Here is a 13,235-nt window from a genome sequence, read left to right as displayed (position 1 = left end):
GCAGCATTTATGCAATTGACCTCATTGCATCAAAACACCAAAGCAAAAAAGCTGAGTGCTTTGTGATTTTTATTACATACTAATATGTTTAAATTTCATTTTTTTAGGAGTAATTAACCAAAAAGACCAATGAAAAATTATAAGATTTTAATTATCGGTGGAGGAACTGCAGGGATTATGGTGGCAGCACGATTGAAAAGAGCAGATAAAACCCTGCAAATTGCGATAATTGAACCTTCAGAGAAGCACTATTACCAACCAGCCTGGACCCTGGTGGGGGCTGGGACATTTGACATGCAGAAAACGATAAGGGAAGAGAAAGACTATATACCCAAAGGAGTTGATTGGATCAAAGATGCTGCAACTGCCGTTGATCCTGAGAAAAAAATGGTTACTACAGAAACCTCCGGCCAATTTGGGTACGAATTTCTGGTCGTCGCTCCGGGCCTGGTTATGAATCTGGACGGAATTGAGGGATTAAGAGAAAGTTTGGGTAAAAACGGGGTTTGTTCCAACTATGTGGATCCGGAATATACCTGGGAAGTCCTTCGCAACTTTAAAGGAGGGAATGCAGTATTTACCCAACCAACCACCCCAATCAAATGTGGCGGTGCGCCGCAAAAAATCATGTATCTGGCAGAGGACTATCTCAGGAAAAATGGGCTGAGAAAGCAATCAAATGTAATTTTTGCTACACCCGGGACGGTGATTTTTGGGGTGAAGGATTTTGCTAAAACCCTGAACAAAATTATTCAGGAAAGAGATATTTATTTCAAACCCTTTTATTCTCCCATAAAGATCGACGCTAAAAATAAAAAGATCCATTTTAAATATTCCCAATCCGGCATCAACAGTTGTGTAGGGACTGAAGATAATCGCATCAATGAAGAAGTTGTCAAAGACACCGAAATCGTAATGCCCTATGAGATGTTGCACCTGGCCCCACCACAGGAAGCACCAAAATTCATACAACAATCAAAAATTGCTTACCAGGAAGGCCCCTCTAAAGGTTGGGTAAAGGTAGACATCAATACCTTGCAACACCTGGATTACCCTGATATATTTGCTTTAGGTGATGTAGCAGCATTACCCACTGCCAAAACAGGTGCCGCCATTAGAAAACAGGCTCCTGTAGTGGCTAACAACCTGCTTCATTTGATCAAAAGCAATAAAATCGGAGAAAAAATATATGAAGGTTATTCCAGTTGCCCGCTGGTTACCGGGTATGGCAAGATGGTATTAGCCGAATTTAAATACGATAATGTAAGGGACAGTGATCCACTGCTGAGCAAGCTTTTTGATACCTCCAAAGAGCTCTACCCCATGTGGTTGCTAAAAAAATATGGTTTGCCCTATCTTTACTGGAATCAAATGCTGAAAGGTAAGATGTAATTCCCGTACCATACCAATTAAAAACCAAAAGCCTGATAAATATCAGGCTTTTGGTTTCTTATTTTGACCATTTAAAGAAAAGTTTGTATTTTCAAACTTTAGTTAATGGAAACCAAAATTATTTATGGATTTTAATTTGCAAGCTTACGGTATAGAAGTAACCAACATTTTGAGAAACAGTGAGCGCGCTATCCTTTATGAGTCTGCTCTAAAGTTAGAAAAAGGCTCCGCTATTTCCAATAAAGGTGCCTTAATGGTGTATTCAGGAAAGAAAACCGGACGAAGCCCAAAGGATAAAAGGGTGGTAAAGCATCCTGCATCTGAGAAAAACATAGATTGGGGCCCGGTAAATTATGGCATGGACGAACATACATTTATGGTCAATAGGGAAAGGGCCATAGACTACCTCAACACCAGGGAACACTTGTATGTAGTGGATGCATTTGCCGGTTGGGACCCTGATTACCGACTGAAGATCCGGATCATATGCACCCGAGCTTACCATGCCCTGTTTATGCAAAATATGCTGATCATGCCCGGAAGGAAAGAGTTAAAATCCTTTGGTGAACCAGATTATGTCATTTTTAATGCAGGAAGTTTTCCTGCCAATCACTTTACCACCACCATGACCTCAAAAACCAGCATTGGCTTGAGCCTGGAAAGGAAAGAAGTGGTGATATTGGGGACAGAATATGCCGGAGAAATGAAAAAAGGCATATTTTCCATCATGAATTACCTGATGCCCATGCGGGATGTTCTGCCCATGCACTGTTCTGCAAATGTAGGAACCGAGGGAGACGTTTCCCTGTTGTTCGGCTTATCCGGCACTGGTAAAACTACCCTGAGCGCAGATCCCAAACGAAAACTCATCGGAGATGATGAACATTGCTGGCACAAAAATGGGGTATTCAATATTGAAGGGGGATGCTATGCCAAGGCCATTGACCTGAGCGAAGAAAAGGAACCTGATATATTTCATGCTATCCGCTATGGAACAGTCCTGGAAAATGTAGTATTTGATCAGGAAACCAGAGAAGTGGACTACACAGACACGTCAATTACACAAAATACCCGGGCCTCCTACCCCATTGATTTTATAGAAAACACCCAGATACCATGTGTTGCGGGTGCACCAAAAAACATCATTTTTTTAACCTGTGATGCTTTTGGTGTCTTGCCGCCAGTAAGCAAACTCAGCCCTGAACAAGCCAGTTATCATTTTATATCCGGATATACCGCTAAAGTGGCAGGTACGGAAATGGGTATCAAGGAACCCCAGGCCACCTTTAGTGCTTGTTTCGGGGCCGCCTTTATGATGTGGCATCCCAATACCTATGCGGAATTATTGGCTAAAAAAATGAAAACGAACCAGGTTTCTGCCTGGCTGGTAAATACCGGCTGGAGTGGTGGTGCTTTTGGTGTGGGATCCAGAATAAAACTGAAGTATACCCGGGCCATTTTGGATGCCATACACCAGGGGGATTTTGACCAGGTAAAAACCCAAAAAGAGGAAGATTTCGGATTGGAAATTCCATTAAGCTGCCCCAAAGTTCCTTCCGAAATTTTGGTACCGGAAAACACCTGGAAAGACCAAAAACAGTTTTCAAAAACCAAAAGTGCCCTGGTTGAACTGTTTCGGGAAAATTTTGAAAAATTTAAACATCAGGTCGATGAAAATATTGCCAAAGCCGGGCCCAATTAAGAAAATCCAAAACAACAAAGTTTCCTTGTCGATCATTTTTTTGCTGGGATGGGTTTTGGTCCAATGCCAACCTAAGGAAAAAAACATCCTCCATGCCTCATCCTTTCTATTAGATGAGACTTCTATTCTTGGTTTTGAAGACTGTGTATCGGATGTTGAATTTATTCCTTTACTTGCTCCAAAAGACAGTTTGATAAACCTATCTTGCGGAATTCACGAATTGGTCATCAATGACAGGTTATACTATGCCAGTAGGTGCCACAATGACTTATCCATACATGCTTTTGATTTGGCAGGAAATTACATCAGGAGCTGGAACCGGAAAGGTGATGGTCCGGAAGAATATCCATCCTTGCATGGATTGATGGTGGAAAATAATGAAATGTATGTCAATACAGGGAAAGGAACCATTGTTAAATATGGCCTTCCGGCGTTCGAGTTTAAAGAGCAAATAGTTTTAGGAGACTTTAACTTTGTACCTACAGTTTCGTTTATTTCCCCTAATAAATTCTTGATATCATCTGAGTCCTCAGGAAACGAAAGAAATGAAATATTTCATGAAATTCATTTGGAATCAAAGACTTCAAAAACCCTCCCTGTATCCAGCTTACCATATAGCGGAGAGTTGAATCCTGGACTGCTCGCCAGAATGGGAAATAGTCATTTACTAAATTTTGGGCTTTCTGACACCATTTACCTTTATCACGAAGATACTGTATTCATTTATACTACCCTTAATTTTGGTGATAAAAGCATTGATCCGATCGATTTCGAGCTGGACGGCGGGGCATTTATAGAAAAAGTTTTGCTGTCACAAAATTATGCCTTTAACACCGGTCACATCTCTATCAGTGATGGAACTTTAAAATTAATGGCCTACGGAATACGAAAAAACCCCCATTTTAACATGGATGATCTTTCCACTTTTCCTTTCTATGATGTTTTTATCCAACGTGATACAGAAAAGGTTAAACTAACGGAAGCATTAATGAATGTTCGTAATAAAACCTACGCCAAAGATGGGTATTTTTATCAGCTAATGCGGCAAGAGGATTGGCAAAGAGCTCTGGATATATCTTATTTTGGAAGACATGAAAAACAACTGCTTCAAAGCATTCAAAGGTTATCTGATGAAGAAGATCCCATAATTCTCAAATATAAAATTGCATTTTAGCTGATTTATTCGCAAATTTTAAAATGAAGAAACTAGCATTGGTCCTTAGTGGAGGGGGTTTTAATGGAGCCTTCCAAATGGGTGCGCTAAATTATATCAAGGATAACTGGGATACCCTGGGTTGTGACCGGGATCCCCTGAATTTTGACCTTGTCGCCGGAGTATCGGTAGGCTCACTGAATGGAGCACTGATAGCCAGCAGACAATTTGATGATTTAAATGAAATCTGGGCAAAAGTCAGACAAAATGGCGTGGAAGAAATCTACACCTCTGATTTTATTGATACCCAATCCACCTCTGAAGAAATTGCGTTCAAAATCAACCCTGCCTTCTTGTTCGACAGGTTTTTACCGGATTTCAAACCCGATTTGTCCTTTTGGCAAATCCTTCCCCTCCTTTTCTCGAAAAGAAAACAAAGGGATTTTTTACGGAAAACCCTCGATCAGGCAGCAGAAGCCTTTACCCTTAACTTCAGTGAATTCAAGGCCCTATCCGACAATAGCCCACTCGAAAAAAAGTTAAAAGGACTTATAAAGCAAGAAAATGTTAAGAATAGCTTGTTCAGATGTGGTTTTGTATCCCTGAATGATGGGAATTACCATGCCGTAGAAAGCCAGGAATTTTCCTCAGATGAGGATTTTCAGAAAGGTGTTTTGGCCTCTTCTTCCATCCCGCTCATTTGGGCTCCTGTTCCCCTGATAAAAACCAGCAGGGGCAGACTGGATCAATTGATAGACGGGGGTATCAAAAATGTTTCTCCTTTGGGGGATGTATTGGATGATATTAATAACGATCCGCAACACGATTATACCCTGATGATTATCAATTGTAATGCTCACGATCCTGTTCCGGGTGATTATCAACGAGCCAACATCGCACAAATTGGTCTGAGGGCTTTGACTGATATCAGCCTCAATGAAATATTTAACAATGACATCAGGGAATACCTGAGGATCAATGATATTCTAACCCAGGTAGGTGAAGACCAAAACCTGTTTAATTTTAACTACAAACTCCGGAAAAGGACCGACCAGCAACTAAAATCCTTCCAAACCATCATCATCCAACCTGACTCCGGCTACCTTGGAGATAGCCTGATATCTACCCGGAAATTATTTGACCGAAGAGTAGCCCATGGCATAGAAAAAGCGGTGGAAGCAATGGACCGCATCAAACATCAGGGACTTCAATTTCAAACCATCATCACATGAAATCGAGCATGACGCAAGCGACCCACAGAGGGAAGATTACAAAGTATGCGAGGTTCCATATGGCCACTAAAAAAACAATTGTAATCATATGAAAAACACCATTATTTCCGGGCGGATCATGCCTTGCTTATCCCTTTTTCTCTTAGGGTATTCCCTGGCTTTTGCCCAGGGTCCGATCAAAGAAATATACAAAACCACTCCAGAGGATAGCCTGAGCCTGGAAGTTTACCTTCCGCAGGATAAAGACGAATCAAGGCCGGCAATAATATTCTTTTTTGGAGGCGGTTGGAACGGTGGTTCTACGGACCAGTTTAGGCCACATGCCGAATATTTTGCCCAAAAGGGAATGGTTACCGTATTGGCCGATTACCGGGTCCGATCCAGGCATCAAACCAGTCCATTTGAAGCTTTGGAGGATGCCAAAGCAGCCCTAAGGTATCTTAAAATCAATGCTGAAAAATGGGGTGTTGACAGTTCCAGGATCGTGGCATCCGGAGGTTCCGCCGGCGGCCATTTGGCAGCAGCCTCTGCTTTGACAAAAGGTTTTGATACGGATCATCATAGGGTCAATCCCAAACCTGCTGCCCTTGTTCTCTTCAATCCAGTAATAGACAATGGTCCGGGAGGTTATGGATATGAGAGGATCGGAGACGAATACAAGAATTTTTCCCCCATTCACAATATTTCGGAAGGTGCGCCTCCTACGTTGTTTTTTTTAGGTACGGAAGACCAATTGATCCCCGTAGTCACAGCTCAATATTACAAAATGGTCATGGAAAAGGTAGGAAGTTATTGTGAATTGATCCTTTATGAGGGGGAGGGACATGGTTTTTTTAATTTTAAAAACCAGGATATTTACCAACAAACCATCACTGAAACAACTGCTTTTTTAACCAAATTAGGGTTCATTTCCGAATAAAGGGAACCGTAAAGAAGACAAGTAAATGCAAATCAAACCTTTTGTCAGAAAAAATGCAGCAAACAAAAAACAGCCGCAACATCTGCGGCTGTTTTTATGGTGATTACATATTATTTATCAATAACCTGAATTCTGATCTGCATTGGACAAGGCAGAATTATTGTCAATCTCTACCAAAGGAATGGGCAATACATCATTTCTTGATTGGAAAACCGGGATAGGTTCTGCCGGTAAAACACCTTGTCTCCTCCATCTTCTGATGTCTCTGTTCCTCACTTGCTCACCAGCGAGTTCTACCCTGCGCTCATGCATGATGGCCAGCCTCATTTCCTCCTGGGATCCGGTTGGAAACAAAGTGGTGGGGTAGGGAGGCATATCCACATCGGCCCTGGCCCTTACCTGATTGATATAGGGCAATGCAGCTGCAGGACCTGACAATTCATTTTCCACTTCTGCCATCATCAGCAATACGTCGGCATAGCGAATTACCCTGAAATTTATACCGGAATTGGTATCTTCATTTTCTCTTTTATAGATGGCCTGGTATTTCCTCCAGCTAGGCCGGTCTGTAGATCCCTGTACTTTGTCCCCGGTCAGCACGCTCTGACCATTGTTGTAGGTATCTCCAATCCGGAAAAAGGTGTACCTGCCTCTGGGATCATCTTTTTCTGCCCCGTTTTCTACGGTTTCATATGCTTCCACCAGACCAATTGAAGGGATAACATTTCTCCAGGCGGTGGGGCCATATTCCTGACCCCTGAAAGTTACCTCTGCAATATTCGATCCATCTGCATTCCAGCCTCCATCATTACCGAATTCCTCTGAAAACTGAACTTCCCAAACTGATTCTTCATTGTTTTCATTTTCTGCTTCAAAATTATCCAGGTAGCGATCTACCAGGGCATACTCACCAGAGTTGATCACTTCTTCCAAAAAAGGCCTGGCAGCCTGAAAATCTGCCCTGAATAGGTGAGCCTTAGCAGCAAGGGCCTGGGCAGCGCCTTTGGTTGCTCTTCCCAGGTCTTCACCAGAATACTCACTCTTCAGGGGGAGCCTGTTGATGGCCTCTGTAAGGTCATTAAAGACCTGATTATACACGTCCTCTTCAGGAGACCTGGGAAAACCATCAGGAGATTCGGCAGACGAGGTCATCAATGGAATGGGACCCCATAGGCTCACCAGTTCAAAGTTAGCTAAAGCCCTTAGGAAATAGGCTTCTCCTACTATTCGATCTCGCAGGTTATCTGAAATCTCTTCAACTGCATTTTCTGCATTTTCCAATACCAGATTAGCTCTGTGAACCACCCTGAACCAACCTCTCCAATTGGCTGTAATCAAAGGATTGGAAGCATCAAATACATGATTGAGCACCTGAGCCCTGGGTGCTTCCAATTGAGGGCCTCCGGTATCACAGTCATCCGATAAAAGATCCTGCAGGAAGAAATATTCCCGGTTATACAGGTTATTGGCCTGCAATCCGGCATAAACTGAATTTACTGCCGCTTCAAGCTGGGGACCGGTTCGGTAAAAGGTACCTATACCCAATTGATTGGGGTTAACCGGATCTAATTTTTCCTCGTCACAGGATACAAATCCAATGAAAAGCAGCATGATAGTAAGAATATATTTTGTTTTCATCTGTTTATAATTTTTTTTATTGGTCAGATGGAATCTTTGACGATTAAAATAATCATTGCCCTGTGTGTTTAATGATGATTTTAATCGTGTCGATTTCATGATTTCAAATGGTTTCATCCGTAATTAAAAGGTAAGCTGTAATCCTGCCATGATGGTCCTGGCAGCGGGAAATTGCCCGTAATCAATTCCTGTTCCCAGGGTGGAGTCCACACCGGTTCTCACCGCAATCTCCGGATCATACCCTGAGTAATCTGTCAAAGTCAGGAGATTCTGACTGGAAAGGTAAACCCTGATGTTGGAAATGGAGCCTTGGCTAAATGCCTCCAATGTAGCCGCTGGAATGGTATAGCCCAAAGAAAGGTTTTTGATCCTTAAGTAGGACCCATCCTCAATCCATCGGGAACTGGCCCTGGCATTCCTGTTTGGATCACCGGAGACCGCCCTGGGGAAGTCCGTATTGGGATTCTCAGGAGACCACCGGTCCAAAACCTGAGTGCCTGCATTGAAAAGCCTGGTCATACCTTCGGTGTGGAACCTCAGTAGATTAAATATTTCATTACCCTGAACCCCCTGGACAAACATGTTCAAATCAAAATTCTTATAATTGGCGGACAGGTTCAATCCGTAGGTGAAATCAGGTAGGTAATGCCCCAGATTGGTCCTGTCTGCATCATCTATTGTTCCATCTTCATTGGTATCTACAAACCTGATATCTCCCGGGGAAGCATTGGGTTGCATACTGGAATCCTCTCCTTCCTGGAATATACCGTCAGTCTGCCAACCGTAGAAATATGCGATTGGCTGCCCTTCTTCTGTGAAAGTCATTTGATCACCCTGAAAGCCGGGACCGAATATGGTATTTCCTGTTCCCAAAGAAGTAAGTTCATTATTGACAAAGCCAATATTTCCATCTATGGAAAATTGAAAATCTCCTGTATACTTCCGGTAACCTGCGGTAAACTCAAGGCCTTTGTTGGATACATTCCCAACATTGGCAACAGGAGCGCCGTCATATCCCAACGAAGGGGGAATCGGTACGCCCAATATCATTCCTTCGGTGGTATTGTCAAACCATTCCACTGAAAGATTGAAGCGGTCATTGAACAGACCCAGATCGAGACCAATGTTCCGCATGATGGTGGTTTCCCACCTCAGATCAGCATTGGCCAAATTGGATATGGTACTACCACCCTGTAGGCTTTCATTAAAATTGTAAAAGAAATTGCTATTGATTGTCCCCTGATAAACGTAATCCCCTATACGGTCATTTCCTGTTTCTCCATAGCTGGCCCGCAATTTCAGGTCACTGATTTCCGGAACAGCTTGCATAAAACCTTCCTCACTCATCCTCCAGCCCAGGGATAGTGATGGGAAGGTACCCCATTTGTTTGCCGGCCCAAACCTGGATCCCCCATCTCTCCTTACAGAAGCACTGATCAGGTATTTCTGGGCGTAATCATAATTGATCCTGCCGATATAACTTATCAGGGCATATTCTGTTTCATTTCCGCTGGTAGTCTGATTCTGGACCCCTTGTAAAACCCTCACGTCATTGGTCAGGAAGTTCTGCCCCGAACCCTGAAGTCCGGTTTGTTTGAATGTTTGCTGTTCCAGTACGGCAAGCGCATCAATGGTATGGTCTCCGAAAGTCTTGCTGTAAGACAATTGATTGCTGATTAGTGGCGAAACAAACGTGGATCTGTTTTGCTGGATAGAAGCAAAGGGCTGGAAATTAAAATCTCCGGCATCAAATCTCGGAGTATATTGATCCTGGGTACCTAAACCTATGTCCAGTCCTACCAGAAACTTGTATTTCAGGTTGTCATAAATGGCCACATCCACATATCCTGTACCTAAAATCTTGAAATCTTGCTGCCGGTTGGTTCTCAATTCTGCATTCAATACCGGGTTTTCCGGATCTGAACCATCCACCCTGTCCGGGGAGCGAAAGCCTCCTAACCTGCTGGCATCACGTACCGGTATATACGGCACCTGTTTGACGATATGTTCTATCTGGCTTCTGCCTCCTGAGAAAGGTTCATTGTCCCTGTCCGAATAGGCAAGGGTGAGCGTTTGGCCGATACTAATCCGGTCATTGATCTTAAAATCCGTATTGCTTCTGAATGAAACACGTTCAAAACCTGTTCCCCTCATGATTCCTTCCTGCTTAAAATAGCCTACAGACACATTGTATAAAACCGTTTCTGTTCCACCTGAGATCGCTACGTTGTGGTCCTGAATAGGCGCAGAACGAAACATTTCAGCCTGCCAGTCTGTCTCCACATTGGCAAATTCTCCCAGGTTATCGAAACGCTGAGGGGCGGAATCTCCTCCATTTTCCAGAAGATCCCTTCCAAAATCAAGGTACTGGTCTCTGTTGAGCAAATCGAGCTGTCTCCAGGCAGTCTGTGTTCCATAATAGGAATCCACCGAAACCCTGGCTGCTCCCTGGGTTCCCTTCTTGGTGGTAACCAATACCACGCCATTGGCAGCCCTTGATCCATAAATGGCCGCAGCGGAAGCATCTTTTAAAACTTCTATTGATTCGATGTCCGCCGGGTTGATTTGATTCAGTCCTCCGGCAGGAACACCATCAATGACATAAAGTGGGTCATTGTTTCCAACCGTACCAATACCACGAACCCTGACAATGGGATCTGTACCAGGCGAACCTGCATTGGTTACACTTACTCCTGCTGCCCTACCCTGGATGGCAGAGGCCAGGTTGGGCACCGGCAAAGCACGGATTTGTTCACTACTTACGGATGAGATGGCACCGGTGACTTTGGCCCTCTCCTGAGTACCATACCCCACGACCACAACTTCCGTCAGTGCGGATAACTCCGGCTCCAATGCCACATCAATTGTACTGTTATTTCCTGCCCTGATTTCCAATACTTCAAATCCAATAAACGAAAAGGAGAGGATGGCATCTGAGGAAGGAACCTGTATGCTGTAATTGCCATCAATATCCGTGGCTGTTCCGGTAGAACTGCCTTTGATCAGGATGTTTACGCCGGGAAGTGTTTCGCCGGTGTCTGCTGAAGTAACGGTTCCCGTTACTGTTCTTTGCTGCCCGTAAAGTGAGTTACTCAGGGCATTGAAAGCCAATAGGCAAACAATTATCAGGATTTTCCGAAAGTATGGAAATCCTGATGACAAGTAGTCTTGTTGTTGCATAAAACTGGTGTTTAGGTTTAATGGTTAATTCACATCAAATTTTATAAGTATAACCTTTGTGGTGCTTTAAGGCAATTAAACCAAACAGTGCTATATTTATAAAAATCGATATGGTATTTTAAACATTTTTTTGCATTAAACCAAAATTTTAGCTGTGATTTTGTTGACTATAGAAATAGAAGGAGGTAATAAAAAATTTTCTTTGTTATACTCCAAAATTAAAGAATTAAATTCATTCCGAACCAGCCTGGTCATGGGCTATTGCCACCTGGATTGCTGGTAAAATCCCTTTATTAAATGTACTTTTAACACTTATTTTGGCTTTTTTGATTTAATTAATCAAAATTTAATTTTAATATTATTGATATAACAGAATGTTATATTTTAATTCATTTTTATTTAAAGATAAGTTTATTTGTCCCTTGTGCTTACATAAGTTTTTGTTAAGTTTAAAAAATTATTACTAATTAAATACTTACTCAGTACGGCAAATTGCCAAAGAATATAGCTGCAGTCAGTTAATATAAACCCATAACGGAGTCTTTGAATTCATTGGCTCCTTTTTTTATTTCAGGAGGAACGCTTCAAGCAGATCTCCTACATAATAGGCCACGAGGGCTGCGACAAAACCTAATGCAAGTGTCTCTAATACACTTTTAAAGAGGCCTGTTTGATTGGCCCAGCTTTTCAAGGTGCCTACCACCAAAAATGCCAATCCTGTAAGCAGGCAAGTCCAGAAAAAGACGTCAAAAGTAGTGGTATAAAAGTAATCCCACACATACACGGTAAGGGGAATAAATCCCACGACGATAAAAGAAATCAAGGTTGCCAGTCCAATTTTAAGAGGGCTTTTACTTTCCTCCATCATATTGAGTTCATCTTTCATCATTTCATTTACCCACCTGTCTTTGTCTGAAATAATCACATCGACCACTTTTTGGAGCAATTCCCCTTCGAATCCCTTATCCCTGTAGATCACTTCAATTTCTTCCCTTTCCTTTTCTGGTAAATTTTCTATTTCCCAATATTCGATGTTTTTATGCTTCTGGTAATTCTCCTTATCTGACTTGGAAGACAGGTAAGCCCCAATAGACATGGATAAGCCATCGGCAAAAAGATTGGCAAAGCCCAGTATAATGATGATCAGGGGATCAAGTCCTGCTCCCACCGCCCCTGCAACCACAGCAAATGTGGTCACCGCTCCGTCTATTCCACCATATACAAATTCTCTGAGGTATTCCTGAAGGCTCTTAAAAAACGGGATTTCCTGGTGCAATACGGATTCTTTCACGATTAAATAATTTAAATTGTAAAAAAGATGAATTGGCTTAATATAAAAATTATTTTCACAATTGCAGACAAAATGGTCCAATAAATACCTCTTTTCCTTGTGAAAAGTCTAAACAACCCCTGCGCTCAAATTTACTTTCAAAGCGTGATCAGGCTTCCATTTAAAACCATACCATCTGGGAACCCACCCATAAAAATCAATCTCATTGAAAATGAAAGCAATAAATGCCATTCCAATATTTTTTCCCGGCTCCCCTTGTGAGAAAAAAAACAAACACCTACCTTTGCATCACTTCAAAAGAGAAGCACATCATAAAACAACATTCGAAGTAACTATGCACCCTGATTAATTCAGGTTTAAAGGCTGGCAAAATTGCCCGACGTATCGGGAAGGTCGCTGGTTTGAGTTATAGAATAAAAATATTGGAGTGGTAGTTCAACTGGTTAGAATGTCCCGACGTGTCGGGAAGGTCGCCGGTTCGAGTTGTAGAATAAAAATATTGGAGTGGTAGTTCAGCTGGTTAGAATGTCCCGACGTGTCGGGAAGGTCGCTGGTTCGAGTTATAGAATAAAAATATTGGAGTGGTAGTTCAGCTGGTTAGAATGTCCCGACGCGTCGGGAAGGTCGCCGGTTCGAGTTATAGAATAAAAATATTGGAGTGGTAGTTCAGCTGGTTAGAATGTCCCGACGTGTCGGGAAGGTCGCCGGGTCGAGTTGTAGAATAAAAA

The 13,235-nt window shown here is 42.5% G+C and carries 8 protein-coding genes; 5 read left to right on the top strand and 3 right to left on the bottom strand.

The features are described from left to right. Window positions 1-129: 129 nt before the first annotated feature. From GL182_RS19415 to GL182_RS19395, 5 genes are all read left to right on the top strand, one after another. Window positions 130-1,392 (top strand): FAD/NAD(P)-binding oxidoreductase, encoded by a 1,263-nt coding sequence (locus GL182_RS19415; protein WP_163381456.1) that lies wholly within the window; start codon window positions 130-132, stop codon window positions 1,390-1,392. Window positions 1,393-1,516: 124 nt separating this feature from the next. Next, a complete protein-coding gene (gene pckA / locus GL182_RS19410; protein WP_163381455.1) occupies window positions 1,517-3,094 on the top strand; it encodes a phosphoenolpyruvate carboxykinase (ATP) in 1,578 nt (525 codons plus the stop codon). Further along, entirely contained in the window at window positions 3,063-4,268 is a 1,206-nt protein-coding gene (locus tag GL182_RS19405) for a 6-bladed beta-propeller (protein WP_163381454.1), read from the top strand. The genes pckA and GL182_RS19405 overlap by 32 nt, the downstream gene beginning before the upstream one ends. Window positions 4,269-4,291: 23 nt before the next feature. Then, the gene (locus GL182_RS19400) at window positions 4,292-5,479 is read left to right on the top strand and encodes a patatin-like phospholipase family protein (protein ID WP_163381453.1); all 1,188 of its coding nucleotides are present in this window, start codon (window positions 4,292-4,294) and stop codon (window positions 5,477-5,479) included. Between the two features lie 88 nt (window positions 5,480-5,567). Beyond that, window positions 5,568-6,398 carry an alpha/beta hydrolase gene (locus GL182_RS19395; protein ID WP_163381452.1) on the top strand — a complete coding sequence of 277 codons (831 nt, stop codon included), beginning with the start codon at window positions 5,568-5,570 and terminating at the stop codon, window positions 6,396-6,398. A 117-nt stretch (window positions 6,399-6,515) separates the two neighbouring features. Here GL182_RS19395 and GL182_RS19390 read toward each other — a convergent pair whose 3' ends face one another. From GL182_RS19390 to GL182_RS19380, 3 genes are all read right to left on the bottom strand, one after another. Continuing rightward, the gene (locus GL182_RS19390; RefSeq protein ID WP_163381451.1) at window positions 6,516-8,036 is read right to left on the bottom strand and encodes a RagB/SusD family nutrient uptake outer membrane protein; all 1,521 of its coding nucleotides are present in this window, start codon (window positions 8,034-8,036) and stop codon (window positions 6,516-6,518) included. 123 nt (window positions 8,037-8,159) lie between these two features. Further along, window positions 8,160-11,216, bottom strand: coding sequence for a SusC/RagA family TonB-linked outer membrane protein (locus GL182_RS19385; RefSeq protein ID WP_163381450.1), 3,057 nt, complete (start codon window positions 11,214-11,216; stop codon window positions 8,160-8,162). 565 nt (window positions 11,217-11,781) lie between these two features. Then, a complete protein-coding gene (locus GL182_RS19380) occupies window positions 11,782-12,507 on the bottom strand; it encodes a VIT1/CCC1 transporter family protein (protein ID WP_163381449.1) in 726 nt (241 codons plus the stop codon). Between the last annotated feature and the right edge of the window lie 728 nt (window positions 12,508-13,235).

This window comes from Cyclobacterium sp. SYSU L10401 (genome assembly GCF_010993705.1).
In the GTDB taxonomy this organism is placed as follows: domain Bacteria; phylum Bacteroidota; class Bacteroidia; order Cytophagales; family Cyclobacteriaceae; genus Cyclobacterium.
Note: the sequence above shows the minus strand (reverse complement) of the source record. Positions and strands in the feature narration are given on the sequence as shown.